The organism is Carnobacterium divergens DSM 20623 (assembly GCF_000744255.1).
GTDB classification, from domain to species: Bacteria; Bacillota; Bacilli; order Lactobacillales; family Carnobacteriaceae; genus Carnobacterium; species Carnobacterium divergens.
In genome coordinates this window covers 231444-257014 of record NZ_JQLO01000001.1, presented here as the reverse complement: position 1 = coordinate 257014, position 25571 = coordinate 231444, and the positions used below count along the sequence as shown (strand labels likewise).

General features: G+C 34.0%; 27 protein-coding genes. 9 read left to right on the top strand and 18 right to left on the bottom strand.

Going from position 1 to position 25571, the window contains the following annotated elements; translation table 11 throughout:
• Positions 1-33: 33 nt before the first annotated feature.
• A complete protein-coding gene (locus BR52_RS01225; RefSeq protein ID WP_034568452.1) occupies positions 34-426 on the top strand; it encodes a DUF4828 domain-containing protein in 393 nt (130 codons plus the stop codon).
• 34 nt (positions 427-460) lie between these two features.
• Here the strand turns inward: BR52_RS01225 and BR52_RS01220 are convergent, their stop codons facing one another.
• The 5 genes from BR52_RS01220 to BR52_RS01200 form a co-directional block, all read right to left on the bottom strand.
• The gene (locus BR52_RS01220; protein ID WP_034568450.1) at positions 461-919 is read right to left on the bottom strand and encodes a GNAT family N-acetyltransferase; all 459 of its coding nucleotides are present in this window, start codon (positions 917-919) and stop codon (positions 461-463) included.
• Positions 920-931: 12 nt separating this feature from the next.
• Positions 932-1321, bottom strand: coding sequence for a VOC family protein (locus BR52_RS01215; RefSeq protein WP_034568448.1), 390 nt, complete (start codon positions 1319-1321; stop codon positions 932-934).
• Positions 1322-1404: 83 nt separating this feature from the next.
• Positions 1405-4068, bottom strand: coding sequence for a YhgE/Pip domain-containing protein (locus tag BR52_RS01210; RefSeq protein ID WP_034568447.1), 2664 nt, complete (start codon positions 4066-4068; stop codon positions 1405-1407).
• Complete coding sequence (locus BR52_RS01205) at positions 4049-4576, bottom strand: Rrf2 family transcriptional regulator (protein ID WP_034568445.1); 528 nt, start codon at positions 4574-4576, stop codon at positions 4049-4051. Before BR52_RS01205 ends, BR52_RS01210 begins: the two co-directional genes overlap by 20 nt.
• Before the next feature lie 200 nt (positions 4577-4776).
• Positions 4777-5955 (bottom strand): serine hydrolase domain-containing protein, encoded by a 1179-nt coding sequence (locus BR52_RS01200; protein ID WP_051915595.1) that lies wholly within the window; start codon positions 5953-5955, stop codon positions 4777-4779.
• A 141-nt stretch (positions 5956-6096) separates the two neighbouring features.
• Between BR52_RS01200 and BR52_RS01195 the strand changes: the two genes are divergently transcribed.
• The 3 genes from BR52_RS01195 to BR52_RS01185 are packed head-to-tail and all read left to right on the top strand — an operon-like array spanning position 6097 to position 8467.
• Positions 6097-6477 carry a GntR family transcriptional regulator gene (locus BR52_RS01195; protein ID WP_034568443.1) on the top strand — a complete coding sequence of 127 codons (381 nt, stop codon included), beginning with the start codon at positions 6097-6099 and terminating at the stop codon, positions 6475-6477.
• A 4-nt stretch (positions 6478-6481) separates the two neighbouring features.
• A complete protein-coding gene (locus BR52_RS01190) occupies positions 6482-7369 on the top strand; it encodes an ATP-binding cassette domain-containing protein (protein ID WP_034568441.1) in 888 nt (295 codons plus the stop codon).
• Between the two features lie 12 nt (positions 7370-7381).
• Positions 7382-8467 carry a hypothetical protein gene (locus BR52_RS01185; protein WP_034568440.1) on the top strand — a complete coding sequence of 362 codons (1086 nt, stop codon included), beginning with the start codon at positions 7382-7384 and terminating at the stop codon, positions 8465-8467.
• Between the two features lie 21 nt (positions 8468-8488).
• On the opposite strand, the gene BR52_RS01180 is transcribed toward BR52_RS01185, so the two are convergent.
• The 4 genes from BR52_RS01180 to BR52_RS01165 form a co-directional block, all read right to left on the bottom strand.
• On the bottom strand, positions 8489-9253 hold the full coding sequence (locus BR52_RS01180) for an EAL domain-containing protein (protein WP_051915594.1): 765 nt from the start codon (positions 9251-9253) through the stop codon (positions 8489-8491).
• A gap of 178 nt (positions 9254-9431) precedes the next feature.
• Positions 9432-9929: a DUF4064 domain-containing protein gene (locus BR52_RS01175; RefSeq protein ID WP_034568438.1), complete on the bottom strand. Its 498-nt coding sequence runs from the start codon at positions 9927-9929 to the stop codon at positions 9432-9434.
• On the bottom strand, positions 9913-10251 hold the full coding sequence (locus BR52_RS01170; protein WP_051915593.1) for a hypothetical protein: 339 nt from the start codon (positions 10249-10251) through the stop codon (positions 9913-9915). The genes BR52_RS01175 and BR52_RS01170 overlap by 17 nt, the downstream gene beginning before the upstream one ends.
• Positions 10252-10378: 127 nt before the next feature.
• Positions 10379-11824 carry a glycoside hydrolase family 1 protein gene (locus BR52_RS01165; protein WP_034568436.1) on the bottom strand — a complete coding sequence of 482 codons (1446 nt, stop codon included), beginning with the start codon at positions 11822-11824 and terminating at the stop codon, positions 10379-10381.
• Positions 11825-13151: 1327 nt separating this feature from the next.
• Here BR52_RS01165 and BR52_RS01160 point away from each other — a divergent pair.
• The gene (locus BR52_RS01160) at positions 13152-14030 is read left to right on the top strand and encodes a helix-turn-helix domain-containing protein (RefSeq protein ID WP_034568434.1); all 879 of its coding nucleotides are present in this window, start codon (positions 13152-13154) and stop codon (positions 14028-14030) included.
• Between the two features lie 38 nt (positions 14031-14068).
• Here BR52_RS01160 and BR52_RS01155 read toward each other — a convergent pair whose 3' ends face one another.
• Positions 14069-15346, bottom strand: coding sequence for a hydroxymethylglutaryl-CoA reductase, degradative (locus BR52_RS01155; protein WP_034568432.1), 1278 nt, complete (start codon positions 15344-15346; stop codon positions 14069-14071).
• A gap of 24 nt (positions 15347-15370) precedes the next feature.
• A complete protein-coding gene (locus BR52_RS01150) occupies positions 15371-16540 on the bottom strand; it encodes an acetyl-CoA C-acetyltransferase (protein ID WP_034568431.1) in 1170 nt (389 codons plus the stop codon).
• 260 nt (positions 16541-16800) lie between these two features.
• Here BR52_RS01150 and BR52_RS01145 point away from each other — a divergent pair, with 260 nt between their 5' ends.
• From BR52_RS01145 to BR52_RS01135, 3 genes are all read left to right on the top strand, one after another.
• Positions 16801-17967, top strand: coding sequence for a hydroxymethylglutaryl-CoA synthase (locus BR52_RS01145; RefSeq protein WP_034568430.1), 1167 nt, complete (start codon positions 16801-16803; stop codon positions 17965-17967).
• A gap of 117 nt (positions 17968-18084) precedes the next feature.
• Positions 18085-18339 carry a YiaA/YiaB family inner membrane protein gene (locus BR52_RS01140; protein ID WP_051915592.1) on the top strand — a complete coding sequence of 85 codons (255 nt, stop codon included), beginning with the start codon at positions 18085-18087 and terminating at the stop codon, positions 18337-18339.
• Between the two features lie 122 nt (positions 18340-18461).
• Entirely contained in the window at positions 18462-19079 is a 618-nt protein-coding gene (locus BR52_RS01135) for an MBL fold metallo-hydrolase (protein ID WP_279625191.1), read from the top strand.
• 35 nt (positions 19080-19114) lie between these two features.
• Here BR52_RS01135 and BR52_RS01130 read toward each other — a convergent pair whose 3' ends face one another.
• The 5 genes from BR52_RS01130 to BR52_RS01110 all read right to left on the bottom strand — a co-directional run bounded on the left by BR52_RS01130 (position 19115) and on the right by BR52_RS01110 (position 22252).
• Positions 19115-19960: an Rgg/GadR/MutR family transcriptional regulator gene (locus tag BR52_RS01130; protein WP_081890678.1), complete on the bottom strand. Its 846-nt coding sequence runs from the start codon at positions 19958-19960 to the stop codon at positions 19115-19117.
• Between the two features lie 588 nt (positions 19961-20548).
• Positions 20549-20860 carry a DMT family transporter gene (locus BR52_RS01125; protein ID WP_034568424.1) on the bottom strand — a complete coding sequence of 104 codons (312 nt, stop codon included), beginning with the start codon at positions 20858-20860 and terminating at the stop codon, positions 20549-20551.
• A 13-nt stretch (positions 20861-20873) separates the two neighbouring features.
• Positions 20874-21200, bottom strand: coding sequence for a DMT family transporter (locus BR52_RS01120; protein WP_034568423.1), 327 nt, complete (start codon positions 21198-21200; stop codon positions 20874-20876).
• Between the two features lie 104 nt (positions 21201-21304).
• A complete protein-coding gene (locus tag BR52_RS01115) occupies positions 21305-21931 on the bottom strand; it encodes a nitroreductase family protein (protein ID WP_201785258.1) in 627 nt (208 codons plus the stop codon).
• Between the two features lie 27 nt (positions 21932-21958).
• On the bottom strand, positions 21959-22252 hold the full coding sequence (locus tag BR52_RS01110; RefSeq protein WP_034568419.1) for a putative quinol monooxygenase: 294 nt from the start codon (positions 22250-22252) through the stop codon (positions 21959-21961).
• 144 nt (positions 22253-22396) lie between these two features.
• Between BR52_RS01110 and BR52_RS01105 the strand changes: the two genes are divergently transcribed.
• On the top strand, positions 22397-22714 hold the full coding sequence (locus tag BR52_RS01105) for an ArsR/SmtB family transcription factor (protein ID WP_051915590.1): 318 nt from the start codon (positions 22397-22399) through the stop codon (positions 22712-22714).
• 279 nt (positions 22715-22993) lie between these two features.
• Here the strand turns inward: BR52_RS01105 and hemH are convergent, their stop codons facing one another.
• Together hemH and nhaC are read right to left on the bottom strand one after the other, a co-directional pair.
• Entirely contained in the window at positions 22994-23980 is a 987-nt protein-coding gene (gene hemH, locus BR52_RS01100; RefSeq protein ID WP_034568417.1) for a ferrochelatase, read from the bottom strand.
• Positions 23981-24082: 102 nt separating this feature from the next.
• The gene (gene nhaC, locus BR52_RS01095) at positions 24083-25489 is read right to left on the bottom strand and encodes a Na+/H+ antiporter NhaC (RefSeq protein ID WP_034568415.1); all 1407 of its coding nucleotides are present in this window, start codon (positions 25487-25489) and stop codon (positions 24083-24085) included.
• Between the last annotated feature and the right edge of the window lie 82 nt (positions 25490-25571).

Sequence of the window (25571 nt, the reverse complement as noted above, 5' to 3'; positions counted from 1 at the left end):
AGGTACTTATCTTTGTAACGGGAAGGTGACATCATGGCAAAAAAGAAACATTTACAAGTTATTCTTGGTTTATCTATGCTTGCAGGAATTACCGGCTCATTCTTTTTAAAAAATCAAAAAGTTCAAGCTCCTACGCTTTCAACTAAATCTAAATTTATCGGATCTTGGAAAGGGCATTTTATCAATCAGTCAACCGAAACAATTTTAGAGATTTCACCCAAAATGGAATTCTTTTTAAATAACCTCCCAATTGAAGGGCATTTATTAAAACAAAGTAGTTCTAAACTTATTTTTGAAGATCACTATGGCTATCAACTTATTTTTACTTTAACAAGCAACGATACGCTAGATCTTTATGATGATGCCGAAGAAAAAATTTACGCGCTTCAACGTGTTGTCGCTAACCAAATAGAAAATGAAAGTTAAAAAGCGCCTCTCTGTTATAGAGTAGCGCTTCTTTTTATTCTACAAGTTTCGTTTGGTAAATACGGCTACTTTCGCCCCAAGGATGGTACCCTACTCCTAGATAGTCAAATTGATACTTTTCATAGTAAGAGGTATGGTCTGTACATAAATACAATGTTTCAAACCCTAATTTTTTAGTTTCAGTTTTAACGTGCTCGATCAACAATTTTCCATAGCTATTTCCACGAAATTCTTCTTCAATATATAGCGCACAGAGCCATGGATATAAGTCCATCCGACTAATAAAATCATTTGGAATCAATCCTGCACACCCTACAATCGTCTCGTCTTTTAGCAATAAATACCATTGTGGTAACTTTGATGGGGATGTGAGACAAGAGGTAATGCAGTCTTCGTACAACAAATTCGTCTCTTCACTTCCCCACTTTTCTTGAAAGTAGCAAATGGCTTTCTCTGCGTACGCCGGATTCTCTCTAATCGATACATACTTCATTTTATTCTCCCTTCAACTTTCAATAGCGACCAATTCCATCTTCATTCCTTCTGGGTCTTGGAAATACAAGGCATAGTGATGAGGCCCGCCTGCAAATGGATACTCATCATCGTACAAAAGCGTTCCACCAAAGGACGGTATCTGTTTTCTTAAAGTATCTACTTGTTTTTTTGTTTCAGTTGCAAATGCGACATGATTCAAACCGATCCCACCTTTCACATAAGGCGTTTCAATCATTTTACCATCTCCAATTGAAATCACAAAATAAAAGTTTTCTTTTTTCCAGCTGATCCCCGTATCCCAATTTTGGTATTCTTGATACCCTAAGGCTTTTAAAAATTGGCTCCAAAAGGCTTTTTGCTTCGGCAAATCTTTAACGTATAAATCAAGATGATGTAACATTTGGTTCCTCCTTTTAGCCCCATTTCTTTTTAGTATAACAAAAAAACAAGATAAAACCATTTAGGTTTTATCTTGTTTCAAGTTTAGTCTTCTAAAGCTTGTAATTTTTGATTGTCATCAAGTTGTGAGACGTCATCTAAATGTCTTTTTTGTAACCAGTTCATTGAAAGGAATAATAATCCACTGAAGACAACGAAGATTGCCAACAAGATCAATGCGCTACTTACAAAGACACCTTGTCCTAATCCACCACTGATTGCTTCTCTAAATCCATAAATTGAATGAGACATTGGCAAGTATGGGTGAATCGCTTTGAAGAAGTTATTTGTTAATGGAATTGGGAATGTACCACCAGCTCCACCAAGTTGAACAATTAATAAGACCATTCCGATGAAACGTCCTGGGTTATCAAATGTCATGGCTAACGTCATAATCAAGAACATGTAAGCAATTGAGGTTACGATTGCCATTGTCATAAATTGGGCAACAGACTCAACATGTAAGCCTAATGCTAGGATTAAGCCTGCTTCAACCACTGCCATTGCAACTGCTGCAACCAAACCGATTGAGAATTTGCTTAACCACCATGAGAAGCTTGATTGACCTGTCATTGAAATTTTACGGATTGGGAAGATAAAGTTGAAGACTAACGCTCCAACATATAAAGCTAATGATAAAACGTATGGAGCAAGAGCTGCACCGTAGTTTTCAACATGGCTGTATTCTTTATGAGTCAATTTATCTGGACTCGCAAGCATATCGAAGGTTTTATCTGTTGCTGTAATCCCGTTTACTTCTTTAGCACCATCTTTTAATTTAGATGATAATTCTTTTGTACCGTCTTTTAGGGTTCCTAAACCAGTACCTAATGTACCTGAACCGTCAGCTAATTGGCTTGAGCCTGATTGGATTTGTGTTGACCCATCAGCTAATTGACCAATCCCGCTATTTAATTGTGGAGAGTTTTCAGTTAATTTAGCTGTTCCTTGTGCTAATTGACTTGAGCCGTCATTTAGTTGAGTCACGCCACTGATTAAGTCTGGTAATTTACCAGAAATTTGACCGATTCCGCCGTTTAGAGCGTTGGCTCCACTGTTAAGAGCGCTAGAGTTTGCTGTTAATTGTTGGCTTCCTGATTTAAGAGATGCTACGCCATTTGTGTAAGCATTGATTCCTGAAACCAAACCAGTATCACCTTTTAATCCATTTTGGATTTTACCTAAACCTGGTGCTAGTTGTTGATCTAAAGCCGTTTTAATGTTAGATAAACCTTGTGCTGCTTTTACAGCCCCTGGTAAAGCTTCCGAACCTGCCGCTAATTTATCGACACCAGATTTTAGTTCACTTAATTGTGTAGTTAGACCTGCTGCTAGAGTTTGAATATCTGCTCCAGTTGCTTGAGTCGCTGCTCCAGCTGCTGTTGCTTTTTCACCAATCGCTTTTGCTGTTGCTTCTTGCGTTTGTGCTTGCGTACCTAATTCAGTTTTAACTGCATTAACTAATTCTTGTTTTTCAGCATCTGATAAACTTTGATAAGCTGCTGTTTTTTGAATGGCTGTTACTGTTTTTGTTTGATTTTCTTGGTTTTGACTATCTAGGTTTGTTAAATCACCTTCAATTCCACCTAAGTTTGTTCTAATAGTTGTTAAATCTTCTTTAATTTTTGATTGATCAATTGCTCCACTATTACCTAATTGAGTTTGCAATTGATGAATACCTGCATTTAATTGTGGCAGTACTTCAATCAATTGAGCTAGTTTTGCTTGATCAATTTGGCTAGACATTTCTTGAACACCATTTGCTAGTTGATCAACACCACCGTTTAATTGTGCAACACCTGCTTGTAATTTGCCGTTGTTTGCAACTAATTGATTGCTTCCATCGGCTAACTGACCCACACCTGCTGTATAAGCGCCAACGCCATTTGCTAAGGTTTGTGAACCATCGTTTAATTGACCGACACCTGTTTGAAGGGGTCCGACGTTAGAAGCTAATTGTCCGATTCCATCATTTAATTTGGTTGCTCCTGAATCAAGTTGAGCCACACCGTCTGTATATTGATTTAAACCGACTTCTAGTTTTTCTGCACCTTCGCTGAAGGTTACGGTACTTGATGCTAATTTTTGTAAGTTTTCTGTGATTTGTTTGTTTCCATCAGTTAATTGTTTTGTTCCGTCATCTAGTTTTTTAGAACCATCTGCCGCTTGTGTAAAGCCGTCCCCAACTTTTTCAATTTGACCGAAAATTGATTCTGCATAGGCTTTTGTTACATTAGCTGAAACTTCGCTTTTTAATTGCTTAGCCGCCGTCTCGCCAATAACTTCACCGATATAGTTTAATGAGCCATTTGTTTCATAAGTGATATTCATTTTCTTTGGTTCTTTGTCTAATAGTGTTGAAGCATTTTTAGAAAAATTCTTTGGTAACGTCACGACCATATAGTACTTACGATCTTTAATACCTTCTTTAGCGGCTTTTTCTGAAACGAAATGCCAATCTAATAAATCATTTTTCTTTAAATTCTCAACTAGTTGATCCCCGACATCTAATGTTTTCCCTTGATAGTCGACTGATTCATCTAAATTTACAACTGCAACAGGTAATTCACCTGTTTTACCATATGGATCCCACACTGATTTCAAGAAGAATCCTGCGTATAAGATAGGAATAAACATAATCACGACAAATGAGATTAGTAATAATTTATTGCCGGCAAGTTTTTTCCATTCATTTTTCATCATTTCCATTGACGTTTTTCAACACCTTTCTTAGTAACCCTTTTTTTTCAGCTAAATCGTTCCAATTTAAAATTGGAATTTCACGAAGTCCTAACGTTTCTTGGATCAAATCTTCAACTGTCTGCTTCCCTAAATAATCCGAGTAATACTTGTCCGCTTCGTGAAATACATCCATTAATACCAAATCTCCTTGATTGGCAACAGGCTGCATATCTTGAAATACCATGTTGATTAAACCTGTATTTGGATACGTGATCACAGGTCCTTCTAACGCTTCAATAATTTCCAATATCGTTATTTTTTCAGGTGCTTTCGCCAGTGAAAATCCACCATTGATACCTGATACTGATGTTACAAGATTATTGACTACCAACTTGCGCATTAATTTTTTCAAATAGGTTGGTGAGCCTTGTAACCGATAATTGATAATGTGTGAAGAAACGGGTATCTCTTGATCTTGGGTTGCTAATAACGCAATCACACAGACAGCTTGTTCCAAGCCTTTTGTCAGCTTCATGATTTCGCCTCTTTTCAGCTTTAAAATAATGCCTCTAATCAGATACATTCGCTATCTATTAGAGATATTCTATATCCATGAATAAATTTACTCCTTTTTGAACTAAATTGCAAGCATTTAAATCAACTTTTTTTATTTTTTTATGTATTTATAAAAAAAAGAGGTTAAAATCACTTATTTTTGTGATTTTAACCTCTTTTTTAATCGATGGTTTCTACTTTGTCTGCTTCTTTTAAAATAGCACCCGCTGTTTGAAGAATATCAAAGGGCGTTTTTTCATTTGCCATCACAACAACGCCATCGTTGCCATCCTTTGAAATCAATATTAAACTATGATATCCACCAAGCACACCGTGGCTATATTTTGTTTTTTCTCCAAGGTACATGCCAAAACCGTAGGAAGATTCGGATGATCCTGGCGTTTGCATTTGATCTAAACTTGTTTTACTGATTAATTTTCCATCCACTAACGCTTGGTTGAATTTAACTAAATCACCTGCTGTCATGTACATATTTCCAGCCCCAAATTCTTCAGACAGGCTTCCTTTGGTGATAGGAAGTGGCTGATAGGCTTGATTTCCTACTTTTTGGTAAGCTACCGTATGAAAGAGGTCTGTATCAAAGCTATCATAAAAACCGGTGTGGGATAAATTGGCTTTTTCGATAATATTCTTAGTCACGTAGGTGGTGTAATCTGTGCCTGAAGCACGTTCAACAATTCCTGCTAATAGTGTATAATCGTCATCGGTATAGTGCCAGTGTCCGTTATTAACAATTTTTAATTGGTCTAACACCTCTTGAACTGCGCCATTGTGGGTCACTTGTTGCCCTGTTTTCTTCATTCCAACAATTCCTGACGTATGGGTTAATAATTGTTTAACTGTGATGATACCATTGTCATTAATAGTAGGGTAATACTTTTTGATAGGATCGGTTAATTTTATTTTTCCTTCATCTACTAATTTCATAATAGCCGTTGCCGTAATACTTTTTTCGATCGAGCCAATGTAATACAGTGATTGAAAGGTATTTAATTGGTTGATTTCTTTATTTGCATATCCGTAGCCTTTATTTAGCAAGACTTTTCTATTTTTAATGACTAGTAATGTTCCGTTAAATTCTTTTGGATGGATTAAATTTTCAATTTTAGTAGTTAATTCAGGAGTTTTATTTCCATCATTAGGATTATCAAGATTTGGTACTAACTTTTCTGAATCATTCGTATCCAGTGCTAAGCCATTTTCTTTTAACTTGTATAGTCCAATCTTTGAATGCGAGGCGCTTGCTGCAAAGCTCTCTTTTTTGGGAGGTGTTGCAAGGAATACTCCACCTATTATAACTAAACTTAAACCTATGATTGCTAAACTAATTTTCCGCATCCTTCTCACCTCTTTCCCTATTATAAACTCTACACTTCCAGATAATTACTTAATTTTTTTTAAAATTTCTTTACATTCTAACGTGTACTAGTTACAATAGTACACATAATACAAAAACAACTGTACAGAAGGAGTCTGACTATGATTAAAATTGATCCCCGCAGCCCTCATCCTTATTATGAACAAATCATATCAGCAATCAAACAGCAATGTTTAGCTAAAATATTATTACCAGGCGACAAGCTTCCGTCTGTACGTGAAATGGCTGGAACTATTTTAGTAAATCCAAATACAATCAGTAAAGCTTATCAAGAATTAGAGCGTCAAGGTGTGATTGAAACGTTAAGAGGAAAAGGAACCTATATAGCTGAACGGCAAACAAATCCCATCAATACCGAATTAGAGTTAAAACTTCAAAAACAATTGGAAGAATTTTGTATAGAAGCTCTTTACTTGGAAATTCCCAAAGAAACATTAACAGCATGGATTGAAGAAAACTATAAAAAACTCAAAAAGGAGTAAGCCAATGGACATTCAACATTTATCAAAAAAAGTTAGTGCCTCATTTTCATTAAAGGATATTCATTTCACCTTAAAAACAGGAGAAATCACGGGTTTGATTGGTCGGAATGGAAATGGAAAATCAAGTTTATTTAAAACCATGGTTGGACTTTATCAAAAAGATGCTGGTTCCGTTTTAATTGATGGGAAAGAGATTGAAACGGTTCCCGAACAAAAAGAACATCTTTTTTTACTACAAGATTCTCTTTCTTATTTTGATTCATTAAAATTAAAAGAAATCAGCAATTATTACCACATCGTCTATCCAAATTTTGATCAAGCTTTATTTCAACGAGAACTCAAAAAAATCAAACTAACGTTAGATGAACGTTATGGGAAATTATCAAAAGGTACTAAAACAATGGTTCGTTTGATTAGTGCTTTTGCTACAGGAGCTAATTATCTCTTGTTAGATGAGCCGTTAGATGGGTTGGATACAATTCAAAGGAAACATGCGTTAGCCTTTATTTTAAAACAGGCTGCAACAAATCAAGTGAGTATTCTAATTGCCTCTCATCAACTTCAAGAACTGGAAACCATTGCTGACCGAATTTTAGTTTTAAAAGAAGGAACTTTAACAAAAGATTTCTATTTAGAACACTTACGTTCAACGGCTATTAAAGTCCAATTTGTTTTTGTCACAAAAGACATTCCCTCTGTTATAAAAGATAATGCTACTCTTTTATCTGTTGAGGGGCGTGTTTTGACTTACTTATTTGAAGAATTGCCTCAAGAATTAGAAAATGAAATTAAAGAAACGAAACCTGTATTATTTGATAGACTACCTGTTTCTATTGAAGATATTATTCGTAGTCAATCCACCAAAGATGCAGATTACCAAATGATGAATTAGGAGGAACGAGTGATGAATAAAGATTTGAATAGCTTACTTTGGAAACACCATTGGAAATTATTGAGTTTATTTTTTGTAACAGTAGTTGGAATTTACTTATATAATGGTCTTAATCAGGTGAATAGCTGGAACGAGAATTATCAATCAACAATTGAACAAATCAAATTATCTGAAGGCACGGAAACGATAAAAGATTATGATTTTTCCTTATTTTATACGCCGGGGCAATCTTCAAATAAAATTTTTACTACTTTTATTAATGAACCCTCCCATATTTTATGGATTGCTATTGCACTATTAAGTTTTGGTTTATTCTTTTTAGATAAATTTTCAGATTTCGATCAATTTTTATTTGCTAGTCGTTTTTCGAAAAAAATGATTTTTTCAACAAAAATGATTTTTGGTTTTAGTACCCTTCTTGGCAGCTTAATCATTGGAAAAATAATTTTTATCGGATTACTTTACATGAGAATTCCGAACGAATTTTTCAATGCAACATTTTTTGAACTTTTACCTAATCAATTATTAAGCTTATTATTTTATAGTTTAATTTTTTCCATGATGATGTTTTTTGCTATCATCATCGGGGATGTATTCTTTCTAATTTTTGTTAGCATTGGATTTTCAATTAGTATTGGCTTTTTTATGAATACCTTTCGCACCCTTTTTGATAAATGGAATTATTACCAACATGGTTCGATTTCTAGGATAGCAAGTAATTCATGGGTTTTTAGTTTGTTTAAAGCTCCAGGAATTCAAGGGGAACATCCTCCAATTTGGTATTATTTAGTTTATAGTGTGGCAACTGGATTATTAGTGGCGTTATCTTCTCATTATTATAAAAAACTCTCGTTAGAAAATAACGGTAAATTTATTTTATTTTCAACATTAAATAAGCCTCTTATTCTGATTGTCAGTCTTTATGTCCCTTTTATGCTAGTAAGCAACTGGCTCTATGCTGATTTTTATAATCTTCAGCTTACTCGCTTCTTCTGGCTTAATCATTTACTGTCCTTTGGATTTGGTGTCGCTTTTTGTGGCAGCCTTTCTTGGTTCCTTCTATTCAAGAAAGAAGCTTTAAAAAAAAGAAGCTTTTAATTAAAAAAACGCAAGGCTCTTTTAAAAGAGCCTTGCGTTTTTTCTGTTTTTAGTTGTTAGCTCACAAAGACTTAGTGGGCAATCAAATAGATATCCTTGAAATACATCACAGCCTAGTTCATGAACTTGTTTTAATTGAGTTAGCGTTTCTATACCTTCTGCTACCACTGATAAATTCAAACTATGAGCCAATTTAATCGTCGATTCGATAATTTTCATTGCTTTTAGTTCGGTTGAGCGAATGAAAGCTTGATCTATTTTTAAGCAATCAACGGGTAATGAGTGTAAATATTGCAAAGAACATGAGCCTTGTCCAAAATCGTCTAAACTAATTTTTATTCCTAATGCTTTTAATTGAACTAAATTTTGATTAGCTCGTTCCAAATCCTGTATCTCTGGTCGTTCAACAATCTCAAACTCCAAGCGTTCTGGCGCATTTAGATTAGCTTGCAAATAATGGCAAAGTTTTTCTATATAAGTATCATCTGTCACATCACTAGAGGGAATATTAACAGCAATTGTTCGTTTCTTAAAAAAAGGATTTGTATTTAACAACATCACGATTTCTTGAATCAAGTAATTTTGTAAATTACGGCTATCTTTTGCTGTTAGAAATGAGAAAAAAAGATTTGGTGTTAAAATACGATTTCCTATCTTTAACCTAATTAATGCTTCAACACCCACTGTTTCTAATTGGTTACGACTCACTTTAGGTTGAAAATAAACTTGATATTGTTGATTTTGAATCCCCTTTATAATTTCGGTATCCGTAGTTGCAGAACACACTGTCATTCCTCATTTCAATAATGATATTCTAAAGCTCATTTTACCCTTATTATATTATAGAAACCTGCTAGTAATCGCAACTATTTACACTTTTTTAGAACTATTTTTATTTAGTTCTATTCATTTAATAAATTAAAAAAAGACAATCCAAATCGACATACGATTCAGATTGCCTTTTTTAAAAATTAAGCCATTCTTTTTTTTTCTTTTCATATTCATCTGTACTAATAATGCCTTCATCATACAATTTTTTTAAATAAGTCAAATCATCTGTGATAGAATCTGATCCTTCATTGATTTGACCATTTCTAGTTAGCATCATGATTCCTGCAATCACCCATAAAATCCCATGAATTGAAGTTATTGAAAGTCCACCTAAAACCAAAACAGCAATTCCCCAACCTGAATGCCCTTTTTTGATTTTAAAAGCTGCAATAAAACCTACAATAGACGTTGCGACTAAAAAAATGACAACAACAATTAAGACTCCAATTAAAAGAGCACTTTCCGAACCATCATAATAGTTTGTATTATAATAATCCGTATCATACGTTTGATTCATTTGAGAAGATATCCCAATTCCCGCTAAAGCTGTAATAATAATAAGCACAAAAGCAGATAAGGCATTAAAGATAGCTCCTATCAGTGTTAATAGATATTCAGTTTGTCGATTCATCGTGTTCTCTCCCTCCATCTTTTTCCGCTTCTTCAGTTACAAAACTCTCTTCTTCTACTACAAGCGGCTCCATTTCATCAAAAATTGCTTCATTAGTGGTTTCAGTAAGTTGTTGAGCTGCTTTTAGTCCTTTTAGCTCTTGTTTTAATAGATAAATTTCCCGATCATGATCAGAACTATTTTTCACTAATTTTGATTCATTAATCCCTTTAACAATTGCTTTTTTAATGATAAAATACCACATAAAAATCATGCCAACAATTAGTACGATATAAAATAATGCTAGAAACACAAAGAAATATGCAACTATCAGTGATTCCATTTAAATTCCCCCTTATCTTTTATTATTCTATTATACCTTTTTTCATGGGTGTCGTCATTTTTTATTTGTTCCATCAATCATTAAAAAAAAACAGACCTGTTTCGCAATGAAACAAGTCTAGCGTTGCTTATTCTATTTGTTTGCCATTTGAAGCAATGACACCTTGATACCAATAATAACTTTTCTTTGGAATGCGACGCAACGTTTTTTCATCGTGTTCGTCACGATCAACAAAAACCATCCCATAACGTTTTTGATACCCATTTAACCAGCTTAACAAATCTGTGTAACTCCATGTGCAGTAGCCTAATACTGTCACACCATCTGTAATAGCTTCTTGAATGGCTTTTACATGACGTTTTAAATAATCAATCCGGTATTCATCATTAATTGTGTCATCCGATTCAAGCTTATCAAAGGCTCCTAAACCATTTTCAGTAATTAAGATTGGCAATTGATAGCGATTTTCTATCCGTCGTAAGACTACATGTAGCCCTTCTGGGTCAATCGTCCAGTCCCAATCTGTTGTTTCAGTAAATGGATTGGCAGTCGTTTTAAATAAGCCAGGAATACCACTGTCTTTACTGCTTCCTTTTTTTCCAGTAAAGTTTGGTTTTGCTTCACCAACGCCCCCATTTAATGGATTGTACTCTACAGTTGCTGTTTGATAATAGTTTAACCCCATAAAATCAGGTGTTGCCGCTTTTAATAGTTCTAAATCTCCCGGTAAAATAGTTGGTGCAATGCCTTCTTTGATCAAGTAGTTCATTGCTACTCTAGGATATTCGCCCCAGGCATAAACATCCATCCAAAAGTGCGACAATAGTTCTTCCGCATTTTCAGCAGCTAAAATATCTTTGGGATTGGGTGACTTTGGATAAACCGGGGTATAGGCAAAACTTGGTCCAATCAACGCATCTTCAATCGATAAAGCTCTGAATGATTGAATTACCTTTGCATTAGCCACATTTGCTATATGATTGACTTCATAGAATCGTTTTTCATCTCGAACTGCAGGTGGATGAGTCCCTGTTTTGTAGCCTTGTCCCACAAAAACATTTTGTTCATTTAGAGTTACCCAATGTTTCACTCGATCACCATAACGCTTAAATAAAATAACTGCATAATTATTGAAATCTTCAATTACTTCGCGACTTTCCCAGCCGCCATAACGTTCCATTAATGTTTGCGGGATGTCCCAATGATACAACGTAACAACTGGCGTAATTTGATAAGACAACAATTCATCAATCAAACGATCATAAAATTCTAACCCTGCTTCGTTGATTTCTCCGGTTCCATTTGGTAAAACTCGGCTCCATGCAATTGAAAAACGATACGCTTTTAAACCTTGCTCTGCCATTAATTTAACGTCTTCCTTATAACGATGGTAGTGGTCAACTGCGACGTCTCCATTAGTATCTTGAAAAGTTGCCCCTGGAACTTTCGCATAGACGTCCCAAACAGACTTGCCTTTCCCATCAACATTCCATGCTCCTTCAACTTGATAAGCCGCACTTGCGCTCCCCCATAAAAAATCAGTTGGAAAATCTTTTAATTGAATATGTTCCATTCCAATCACTCCTAATAATAGACTATACTTTTATATTTAAATTATAGATGATTGCACAAAAAAATGCTAGTTAGAACTGTTGTTTCTAAAAAATGAACTTCTTTCTATTTCTTAGTCCTTATTCTACTAGTAATAGGTGAGTCCTTTTATCCTAATTAAAACTACTTCATTACTGAACCTATTATTTATTAAAAAAAGATGAACGAATCTCTCTCATCCTCATTTAACTATTAATTAATTTTGGTTAAAAAAAGTACTTTCATTTTTCCTGTTCTTTTTTTCTTAACAAAATGTTTGACTGGAAAACCTCATACATAAACCAATATACTTTACTTTTATACCTTCACATTTACTTTTGTTCTTAACTTTCGAACATTTTTTCATCGAACAATTCTATTAGTCGCATAAAATAAGCTTTTGTTCATATTTCCGTCTCTATTTTTCTTCTGAAAGAAACTTTTTCTAAAATTAGTTTATTTTCATTCTGAAAAAATGATTAACTCGCTTTTCTCTTTAACTATCACAACTATATTTGTTATAATTTAATAATTAAACTAGCTATTAAACGTCGAATCAAACATCAAATTCGTAATTTTTTTATTCATATTCGCTCTTTTTTAATTATTTTTTTATTTTACGACACATTTTGTTCACAAAAAAACTTCTAAAATAAACAAAAAAAACGTGAAAGAAATCACACGTTTTATTATCCTTGCATATAACCTAAATAATTATTTTTATGTATAATTTCAATGTAAAAAAAGCATTTTATTCAAAAAAAAAACGGTTAATCCTTATAAAATAAGCATTTCTATAAAAAAAACACCTCTGAATTATTCAATTATTATATAAATCAGTTTTCCTTTTGGTCTCTTCAAACACTAATCTTGAGTTATTTTTCACATTTATTTGGATTATCATTTTTAGTTATTATATTATTTATGGATATTATTCTATCTAATAGCTGGATTCACGATGATAATAAGATTAAAATTTCAACACAAATAGCTAACCTTTATGCTATAATATTGAACAGTAATTGATTACTATAATAAAAAAACTTCAATGTTAAGAATACACACAGAAGTTTTTGGAATAAATTCAAAGTTAATTGAACTATATATAGCTGATATTGCCGTAGGTCGAAATTGACCCTTCTGCTAAACTCACTAATTCTTCAAGTAACATATTTATTCCTCCCCCCCAAAAAAAAATAATCTTTACTTTTTGGAAATATTAAAAATAGAGATAGCAAAACATTTGTTTTACTATCTCTATAATATAACGTTTATTAATTAAAATCAACTATAGAAGGGAATTTTTTATCATGATTATCTTAGGAGATAAAGTTAAAAAATTAAGAATCGAGAAAAAATTAACACAAAGTCAATTGGCAGAAGGCATCTGTACCCAAGTTACCATCAGTAAAATTGAAAATCACAACAATATTCCAACTATGAATATTTTAAGCAAAATCTGTGATCGTTTAGGTGCAGAAATCAACGATGTTTGTATTGTTGAAGGAGATTCAAATACAAATTACAATCTCTTTAAAAAAGTTGATACTCTTTGTAACCAACTACAACATAAAGAAGCTTATGATTTATTAGTAAGTAGCATCAACGAAGATGAGCTAGACAATATTCACGATAAAAAACTTTATTACTACTATGTTGGGATTACTCGTTTAATTGGTTTCAACGAATTTGAAGAAGCTTTGCACTACTTTAATTTAGAATTAATCTTAGAGCGTTCTTCTAATCTTGATTTTGTGGATGTTTTAGTTACAAATTCAATTGGAATTGCTTATGATTCAAAAAATGACATTAAAAAAGCTAAAGTTTATTTCGACAAATCAATTGATGATATTCAAGAATTAAACAAAGTTGAAGCAGATAACTTTACTAAATTATTAAAGATTTATTACAACGCAGCTAAATTCTATTCAAAAATTGAAATCTACGATAAAGCTATTAGCTTATCTGACATCGGAATTGACTTGTTACAAAAAGACAAATCATACTACATGCTTGATTTCTTGTACTATGAAAAAGGCTTTAACTTATTGAAAAAAGGCAATAAAAAAGAAGCAGAAGAATTCTACTTCTTAGCAATGGCTTGTGCGATTATGAATGGCAATGACAATATTGTTACTGGCATTAAAGAAGATATCAAACAATATAAATTAACACCTTACAAATTCTAAAGAAAAAAACCTTCTCAACTTTGAGAAGGTTTTTTTCTTTAGTTTATTTTTTTTAAGATAGCTTGTGCAGTAGCTAGGTTCATTTGAGGTGCTTTCCGTAATTCTGCTACTACTTGTTCGATTTCATCACCAGTTGCGCCTGCGTGGATTGCCAGTGCCTTTGCTTGTAGTGACATATGTCCTCTTTGGATTCCTTCTGTTACTAACGCTTTTAATGCTGATAAATTTTGCGCTAATCCAACTGAAACAATAATGCTTGCAAGCTCTGTCGCTTGATGAATTTGCAATAATTCTTGATTTGCTTTCACAAGTGGCAAGACACTAATAGCGCCACCAACGGTTCCCACTGGCATTGGCAATGTCAATTCTCCTACTAAATTTCCAGCTTCATTCACAAACCAATTGGACATCCCTTTATAACGCCCTGTTCGACTCGCATAAGCATGAGCACCTGCTTCAATCGCTCTTGTGTCATTCCCAGATGCCATCACTACTGCGTCAATCCCATTCATGATGCCTTTATTATGAGTTGCTGCTCGGTAAGGATCCAAGTGAGCATAATGGGTTGCTTCTGAAATTCGATTGGCAACTTCTGCTCCACTGTATTCCTGAGTTGCTAGAACCGTTACTGGTATCTCACATTTAGCCGTAACCAAAGAAGCATCGCCATAGTTGCTTAGAATTTGCATCAAGGTGCTTCCTTTAATCCAATTGGTTATCGGTTCAGCTGTTGCTTCTAAAATTGTATTGATTGTATTGGCTCCCATGGCTTCTTGAACATCTACAATTAGGTGAACGGTTAAATATTCAGGTGCCCGCTCTTCATTTGTAATGATTCTTGTTTCAACTCGCTTCACGCCTCCTCCTCTTTTAACTATAGAAGGATGTGCACGGGATGCGATTTCTATGATGTCACTTTCTTTATCTTGAATCATTTTTGCAGCTGCTTCGATATCTGGAACGTCTTTAAAAATCAATTGTCCAATCATCGCACGTTCGTGAATTTCAGTTGTAAATCCACCGCCACTTCGAATCATTTTTGCCCCATTGCTACTTGCTGCAATCACAGAAGGTTCTTCTGTCACCATCGGCACAATCACATCTTTCTGATTCACTAAAAAATTTAGTGCCACACCTATTGGCAATGGAAATTGGCTTAGTTGATTTTCAATCATATTGTCTGCAATTGTTGCATCTAATAGCTGTTCATCCATTAATAATTGTTCCCCTTGTTCGGTTAAAAATCCTTTTTCAGCTAATAGTTTAATTCGCTCTTGGCGGCTTTTTTGATAAAATTTTGAAATAGTTGAATCCATTTCAATTCCCCTCTTTCAACTAGTTTAGTGACGTTCAACAACCATGGCAACGCCTAATCCGCCACCAATACATAATGATGCCACACCTGTTTGTTGCTTCGTTTGTTTCAATTCGTATAGTAAGGTCGTCAATACTCGCGCACCTGATGCGCCAATTGGATGCCCTAAGGCGATTGCTCCACCGTATATATTGGTTTTTGCTGGATCAATTTTTAAATCTTTTACAACAGCTACTGATTGTGAGGCGAATGCTTCATTCAATTGGAATAAATCAATTTCTGATAAGCTATAGTCGCTTTTTTTAACAGCTTCTTTGACTGCATAATAGGGAGCGTATCCCATAATCGCAGGATCAATTCCAATTTCAGCGGTTGCTTTGATGGTTGCTAAATAAGGAATTCCTTTCGCTTCTGCTCGTTCTTTGGACATTAACACTAATGCCGAAGCACCGTCATTGATTCCAGAAGCATTTCCAGCTGTGACGGTGCCGTCTTTTTTAAAGGCGGGCTTCAAACGTTCTAATTTTTCCATTGATGTATCATAACGAATCGTTTCATCTTTTTCCATTAAAGTGCCATTTTTTAGTAAAACGGGAACTATTTCTTCTTGAAAGAAACCTTGTTCTTCTGCTTGTTTAGCTTTCATTTGTGAGTGATAAGCAAAAGCATCTTGTTCCTTACGGCTAACTTGAAATTGTTCAGCTACATTTTCTGCAGTAATTCCCATGTGGTACTGACCAAAGGCGTCAGATAATCCATCATTAATCATACTGTCAACCACTTGATCGTTGCCAAATTTGTGACCAAAGCGATGATGCTCCATTAAAAATGGTGCCTGTGACATATTTTCAGTTCCGCCAACCACAACGACTTCTGCTTCGCCAAGTTGAATCGCTTGTCTGCCTAACATCACTGCTTTTAAACCGGAACCGCACACTTCATTAATTGTCATTGCAGGAACTTCAAAAGGAATGCCTGCATGGATAGCAATTTGTCTAGCTGGATTTTGCCCTAGACCTGCTTGCAGCACATTTCCAAAAATAACTTGTTGAATATCTGATGTCTCTATATCGGCTCTCTTTAATGCATCTTCTACAACAATTTTGCCTAGTTCAACAGCTGAAATATCTTTTAAACTGCCACCAAATCTTCCAAGTGGTGTTCGAACTGCACTTACAATTACAACTTCTTTCATAGCCCTCTCCTTTGAAAACATTTTGCCTTTATTATACCACTATTGATAGCCAAAACAACTTGTTGATTGTGGGTCTTTAAAAATTTATTAAAACCTTTAGGTAAAATAATGAAAACGTATTCTAAAATGAAAAATAGGGCTTTTTTTTAAAGATTTTACTAATTTATGATGAAATTTTCTTCTTTCGGTTGTCTTTTAAAGTTATTTTTAATAAACTGATAGTGTGAGTCAAAAATATATAATAGAAAAAGGTAATGATAATGAAGATAGGAATCGATAAAATTAGTTTTTATACACCTGCTTTTTATGTTGACATGGTTGAGCTTGCTCAGGCAAGAGGAATTGATCCAGATAAATTTACCATCGGCATTGGACAAGATAAAATGGCATTTCCACCTGTTACGCAAGATTCGGTAACAATGGCAGCTAATGCGGCCCTATCGCTATTAGATGACGTCGATAAAGAAAAAATTGATTTGATCATTCTAGGAACAGAATCAGGAATTGATCAATCAAAAGCTGGCGCAGTTTATATTCATCGCTTACTTGGCTTGAATCCATTTGCTCGTTCAATTGAAATTAAAGAAGCTTGTTATGGCGCAACTGCAGGCATTCAGATGGCAAAGGAATACGTTGCAAACCATCCTGAAAGCAAGGTTTTAGTTATGGGTTCTGATATCGCTCGTTACGGTTTAGATACACCTGGTGAATCCACTCAAGGAGCTGGTGCAGTCGCTGTCTTGATTACAAAAGACCCTCGCGTGATTGCCTTAGAAGATGACAATGTCTTTTTAACAGGAGATATTATGGATTTCTGGCGTCCTGTTTACTCAGAAACAGCCGTTGTAAATGGTAAATATTCAACTGAACAATACATTCAATTTTTTGAAACAATCTGGGCTGAATATCAACGTAAATTCACTTATTCATTAGCTGACTTTACTGCAATTTGCTTCCACCTACCTTATACAAAAATGGGACGTAAAGCATTAAATACGGTGATTGATTCAGTTTCTAGTGAGGATCAAGAACGCTTATTGGAAAATTATCGTTTAAGTACGCTGTACAGTCGCCAAATTGGAAATATCTACACAGGCTCTCTGTATTTAAGTGTGATTTCTTTACTCGATCACCAAACATCATTGAAAGCCGGAGACCGTTTAGGATTCTTTAGTTATGGCTCTGGTGCTGTGGCAGAGTTCTTTAGTGGAACACTGCAAAAAAATTTCCAAGATTATATTACTGCAAAAGATCATCAAGATTTGCTAGATAAACGTAAAAAATTATCCATTTCAGAATATGAAAAACGATTTAATCAACAGCTACCAACGGATGGTTCAACAATGAAAATTGAGAGTACCGATGATCCTGCTGAGATTGTTTTAACTGGAATTACAGAGCACATGCGTCAATATTTAAAAAAATAAGTAAAAAGTCCAATTAAGATTTTTCTTAATTGGATTTTTTTTAGGAATTTTAAAAACATTTTTTTAGATAGCAGTTGTTATCGAAATCTAGTATACTTAATGATTAGGGGGTGCAAAATGAAAAAGAAAACATACCGCAATACACCAGCTTTTACTTTATTGGCATGGGGATCCTTTATTTTCTTTATTGTCTTAATCACAATTGGTCTTTACACGTTAAAAGAACCATTGATGGTAAAAGGCTATTACTTAATGGGAACTGTTGGAATCATTTCTTCTTCTTTCACTGTAGCAAAAGTTGTTCGTGATAATCAAGAAGATGAAGAACGTTATAAACAAATGTTTAAAGCTGTAGATGAAGATGCTCATTAATAGTATGAAAACTGTCGCTAAAGATGCAACTTTTTTAGCGGCTTTTTAGTTTCAATTCTTTCTTCTCACTCCTTTTTCCGTTATAATCGAATCAAGACTTTTTTTAGGAGTGATACTAAATGATTCATATCGAAAAAATACCTAACGGTTCCTTACAAGAGAATTGCTATATTATAGCGGATGGCACAGATGCTTTAATTATCGATCCTGGTTCTGACGCAGAAAGAATCATTGATACCATTCATAAACTAAATGTAATTCCTCAAGCCATTTTATTGACTCACACTCACCATGATCATATTGGTGCCGTCGATCAAGTACGCGACGCTTTTTCAATCCCTGTTTATGTTCATGAATTGGAACAAGATTGGTTGAATGATCCTGAAATGAACTTATCTGCACAATTTACAACTATTCCTGTTACTGCTAGACCTGCAGAATTTGAGTTTACACTGTATCAAGAGTATCATTTTGGAAAACTTCATTTTACAGTTGTACCAACACCTGGACATTCATTTGGCAGTGTGAGTTTTATATTTAATGATTTCGTAATTGCTGGAGATGCTCTATTTAAAGGCAGTGTCGGACGACCAGATTTGCCAACAGGTAACTTAGATCAACTGCTTACAGCCATTAAAACTGAATTATTCTCATTGCCACCAGAAACAGTTGTTTATCCTGGACACGGTGATGAAACCACTATTGCACAGGAACAAAAAACCAATCCATACTTTAATTAAAAAAAAGCTTCCTTAAATTTAAGGAAGCTTTTTTACTAGACTTGTTCTAAATAATTTTTATAATAGCTAGCATATTCTTTCATCCCGAGTCGTTTAAATACTTCAAGTGAAAATAAACATTTTTCTTCTCCAGAAGTTTTATGGCCATTTTTAATTAAGAGAATTCCGTTTAAAAATTCAATCGTTACCTTTTCAAAAAAGGCAGTTTCTTTTACTCCAATTGATTCAATCGTCTTTAAGTACTTCTGTGCTTTTCTATTATTATGTTGATCAAAACAACACAATACCATATTAATTAGCATTCGCGCTAAGTCGTCTTGATTTGCATTTAAATCGCGATACAGATAAACTTCTTTTAAGGCTTTTTCAATTAAAAATTCTAGTGTTTCTAAGTCATAAATAAACATCATATTGGTAAATAAACGCAGTTCATAATAACCCCAATATTGAGTATTGAAGAGATAATATTTGATTGGCAACACTTTTTCTTCATCAATTTTTTCATTTTTCACTCGGCAAATTAGAGAATAAACAAGTAAATGATTGTGTAAAAAGAAAATATCTTCAGTCGTTTCTAGCTCTTGTATGAGTTCACGATTTAATTTTTCTAACTCTTCTAAATCAATTTTTTGAAAAGCCGTTATAATTCGTTCCTCTACTCTTCTTTTTGAAGACACTCGGTACCCATTTTTTATATAATCAATCTCGTCGTATTCAACATTTAAATTGTCCAATAATTTAAAAAATTTTGTCACTGAAATATTTACTTTTTCTCGTTCATATTTTGATAAAAAAGATTTTGTCATTGTATTCCTACATGCGTTTTCTAAAGAATAATTTTTATTTTTTCGAAGCTTTGAAACTATTTTCCCATACGACATTTTATCACATCTGTTATATTTTTAAGAAAAGAAAAGACTTTTTTCTAAAAGAATAGTTATCTTTTTTTTAACTATAGAATCCATTTAAAATTCAAACATTTTGTTTTAATTTTCTTTGGTATAGTTCCATATTCCCACTATCAAAAGTAAGATTTTCCAACAATTTTTTTGAAAAATTAAACTTAAAATAAGACAAGCAACATCACTTTCTACTCAGTGGTTTATCTGTATTTTTAAATAATCTTTTCTCTCTTCATTTAAACATTTCTTTTTGAGAGCTTCTTTCTTAGTGTATTATATGACACAGAAAAGTAATTTTGTTATATATTTAAATTCTATAAATTTTAAATATAATACTGTTTATTTCGTTAGTTTTGACATGATTCGTTAGTTTTTTATTTAACGTATTTTATTTAATTGTTTAATTTAGAGGAATTAAATAAAATAAAAAAGCTAGAAATACTGTTTTAAAACAGTACTTCTAGCTTTTTTATTTGGTTTAACTGTAAAATATGGATTTAAATTTAATTTATTCCCATTTTTCTAATAACTTTTTGATTTTCTACAATGACAGTAAATCTTTTTCTATCAACTAATTAATTTTAAACCAATCGTTGAAACTAAAATAATCCCAATAAAAAATAAGCGTAAAACACTTTTCGAATCACGGTAAAATAAAATTCCAACAATCGTGGTTCCCACCGTTCCGATTCCAGTCCAAATTCCATAACCTGTTCCCATTGGAATCGTTTGAAGCGCATAGGACAACAGCATTAAACTAATCCCCATTAACAAAACCGCAAAGAAAATAGCGTCTTTTTTACCAATGGCTAATCTTTTTAAATTTATCACTCCAATAATTTCAATTAGTCCCGCAACAAATAATGCCAACCAATCCAATTGTAACCACTCCTTATACCTCTTTTTTTGTTTCAACCATTTTCAACCCAACAATTCCTACCAATAGTGAAATCATTAAAAAAGCTTTTAAAGGATAAATTGCTTCATCGAATAGCCAAATTCCAGTTAAAATCGTACCTACCGTCCCAAGACCTGTATAAACTGCATATAAAGTCCCCATTGGCAACTCTTTTGCAGCCATCGTAAATAATCCGTAGCTTAAAATGACACTAATAATCGTAATTGCCCATTCCCCTAAGCTAGTGGCATGTGCCAAGCCTGTTACCCAGCCAATTTCTAAAATTGCTCCTAAAATTACTAATAGCCAACTTTTATTCATAATTTCCTCCAATAATCTCATCGTTTCGCTTTCTATCTTAACACATTTTTACCTATGAAAAAAACTCCATAAAGGAGTTTTTTATCAATCTTTTTAGCTTTTTTTTATTTCCATTCAGTAATTTTTTCGATTGGCAAACGAACAGAAGCATAACCTTCTTCATTCGCTTTTCCTATTGACAATACCATCACCGGTACATAACGATTTGCATCTAATCCAAAAGCTTCAGCTAACTGATCTTCTTCAAAGCCACCGATTGGATTTGTATCGTACCCATATTTGCGGGCAACGAGCATTAACTGCATTGCGACAATTCCGCCATCCACTAATAAAATTTCTTTTAATTTATCATCTGAAATGGTATTGTAGTGATTCGTTAACGCTGCAATTTGACGGTCTTTTACTTCTTGGGGCATTAAACCACGTTCAACTGCGGTGCCGTAAATTTCTTCACCAAAATCAAAACAATCACGATCGCCAAAAATTAAAATCATCGCTGCTGATGTATCGTTTTGTAGCGTATTAAAACGGATAATTGGTTTTAACGTTTCTTTTCCTTCGTCACTTTCTACAACTACAAAGCGCCATGGTTGCATATTCACTGATGAGGGTGCTAAAGTTGCTTCTGTTAAGATTGCATTCATTTCTTCTTTTGATATTTTAACAGCAGGATCGTAATTTCGGATTGAACGGCGACCCGCTAAAATAGTATTAAAATCGTTCGTTAACATTTTTTCTGACACAATTTATTCCTTCTTTCAGTTTGGTTTTAATTCAGTTAGTAATGTAATGCTTAAAGGAGCAGCTAACCAGCTTGCTGCTTGTTGTTGAAATGTTTTAAAATGTTCACTTTGGTTGTGTGCCTCAATTGCAGCTTGATCTTCCCAAGTTTCTAACATCTTAAATTCATTTTCTTCACCTACAACTGCAACTAGCTCATATTGATGGTTTCCTGCTTCTTTTTTTGAAGCATTCACTAACAACTTAATCTCTTTTAAGAATTCAGCTTTTGCTTCTGGTTTTAGAGACATCTTTGCTTGGATATGAATCATTCTCACATTACTCCCTCGTTTATATTGTTCGATTTTTTTCGAACTAAAAGCATCATATCATAGTTTACTATTCATTTGCAAGTGACTAATTTTAAAGAATGAAATTTACTATCACTTTTTCCTAAAATATGATAAAGTGACTATATGAAAAATCAACCTACAGCTATTGAACCCACTAAAGAGTCGGACTTACTTCATATTTTTCAAGCTTTGGGTGATCCCCTTCGATTAAATATTGTGATGTGCCTGTTAGATACAGATGGAAAGGGTTTGAAAAAAGAAGATTATCCAATTGCAAAATCAACGTTGTCACATCATATTAAAATTTTAAGAGAAGCTGGCTTGATTCATTGTGAAAAATCTGGAACTGCTCATTATTATTCTGTTCAAAAAGCAGAATTAAACAACAAATTCCCAGGTTTACTAGAATTGATTCGCCAAGAAAAAATAGGAAAGCATTGAAAAATTTTTCAATGCTTTTTTGTTTTATTTTTTACTTAAATGATGACATAAAAAAAGCACTGACAAAAGTCAGTGCTTCTTCGACAGTATTTATTTGCATAAATAGGTCCCGTGAATTCCACAAAACAGAGGGGTCCAAACATCTACATCTTGTAGTTGTACTCGAAGTACATATGCCCTGCCTTTGTTCAATCACTAGTCGCCGCAGCGAAATAACTAAAAGTTATCTGATTGAGTCAACTCATCGCATGTAAGTAATATACCATGTTCCGATTGTGATTACAAGCTTTCCTTTTCAATCTCATTCGATTGTTGCTCTACTGCTAAGGTTTTTACTAATTCAGCAAATCTAGGGTCTTCATTAAAAGGATGAATGTAATGAAACTCAATTCCTCCGTTTTCCATAAAATAACCATAATTTTCAGATTCTATTTCTTCAATTGTCTCTAGACAGTCTGAAACGAAGCCTGGTGTAATCACCATTACTCGTTTAATCCCTTTACTCGGCAATGCTTTTAAAGTCGCATCAGTTGCTGGCGTTAGCCATTCGGAAGGACCAAATTTCGATTGATAGGTTTCAATATAAGGAATGTCTCCCACCAACTGCATCACAGCTTTAGTGGTCTGTTGACATTTAATCGGATAATCATCGCCTTTTTCTACATAGGAAACCGGGATGCCATGATAGGAAAAGAGTAATTGGTCAATTTCGTGTTCTTTTAAAGCTTCTTTAATTTGGCTTGCTACTAATTGAATATACAGCGGATTATCGCTATAATCACTTACAAAATGAAGCGTCGGGATTTTCTGACTGTTCAAATAGTACTTTGCAATCGAGTCGTAAATTGAAGCCGTCGTTGTTGTTGAGTATTGTGGGTATAGTGGAATAACCGTCAAATCGGTTACGCCTTCTGCTTCCATTTCGGCTAAAACGCTTGGGATATCTGGATGGCTATAAGACATAGCAAAACGCACAACTTGATTGGGTACTAGATTTTGCAATAATTCTGCTTGAGCTTTGGTGTAAATAAGTAAGGGAGAGCCTGCTTCTCGCCATATTTCTTTATAAAGTAATGCCGACTTTTTAGGTCGTGTGTTTAAAATAATACCATGTAAAAGCGGCAACCACAGCCAGCGTGGCGTGTCAATGACACGAGAATCCCCTAAGAAACGTTTCAAAAAGGCACGTACTTCTTTTTTTTCTGGTTTATCAGGTGTCCCCAAATTGGCAATCAAAATTCCTTTTTTACGGATAGGCTGTTCCATTTTCCCACTCCTTTTCTTTTAACTTTATTAAGTATATCACAATGTTTTTATTGTTCTCAAAAAAAGTCGTCGTTTAGAAACTAAACGACGACTGCTACTTTTTTATTGGTTTACAACAGTTTCTTCAATTGATGCTTTTTTCACTTTTTGTTTTTGAATGCCAATTCCTGTGAACCCACAGAAAACGGTAATCACTGGACAAAGCAAGCAGAAAAATGCAAATGGCAAGTAATCGACGGTTGGAATACTCAAAGCACCTGCAATAAATACCCCACTAACACTCCACGGAACAAGTGAATTAACGACAGCTCCCGCATCTTCTAACACTCTCGACATCGCTAATGGGTGCAACCCTGCGTCATCAAATGATTTTTTAAAGGCTTTACCTGGTAAGATAATCGACAGGTATTGTTCTCCAACTAACAGATTCACTCCAATACAAGAAAGTGCAGTTGCTAGAATTAATTTACCTGTTGAATTTAATGAAGTTGATAAAGGTTTCATTACTGAATCAATGACTTTAAATTCCACTAAAAGTCCACCTAACGCTAAGGCTAAAATAATAAGAGAGATGGACCACATCATACTTTGAACCCCACCACGTGTTAGCAAAGCATCAATGCTAGCATCTCCCGTTTGAGAAACAAAGCCATCTTGTAAAATAGACGATAATTCACCAAACTTGGTCATTGGTTTTTCAATAAAGAGCATTACAACGGCTACAATGATGCTTAGAAGTAGTGTTGGAATTGCTGGGATTTTTCGCCACGAACAAATGAACATGACAAGAATTGGAATTAAGGCAAAGAAATTAACTGAAAAATTTTCTTTTAGAGTTTGAACAAGTTTCGTAATATCTGCTGTATCCGCATGCTGTTGACCATTTCCTAATATAAAGAATAAAACTAAGGCAATTAGCAATGCTGGAATTGTTGTCCACATTAGGTTTTTAATGTGACGGAATAAATCCACACCTGAAACAGCTGCTGATAAATTCGTACTGTCTGACAAAGGCGACATTTTATCGCCAAATACGGCTCCTGAAACAATTGCTCCTGCTACTAAGGCTGGATTAAAACCCATTGTTGTTCCCATTCCCAGTAAGGCAATTCCAACGGTTGATACGGTTGTAAAAGCACTCCCAATTGACGTTCCAACAATGGCACAAATAATAAAAACCGATGGAACAAAGATACTTGGATTTAAAATTTTAAACCCAAATACCATCATTGAAGGAATAATTCCTGCAGCAATCCAAACACCGATCAAAGCTCCAATTAAGATAAAGATAATCATTGGTACAAGACCAGTGGAGATCCCTTCTTGAATTCCTTTGTGGATATCATCCCAAGAATGTTTCTTGATTCTCCCCCATAAGATTAATAATCCAATGGATATAATTAAAGGCGTTTGAGGTGCCACGCCAAACTTAATGACACTTACCCCAATAATCAGTAAAATTAAAACCAGTATTCCTAATGCTTCTTTAAAACTTTTTTTTGTTTTCATCTTCTATCGCTCCTAAATAATTTTTTTGTGTTCTACTATGAATTATTTAGTCAAACGATAACTTGTTAATCCTCCATTGGTA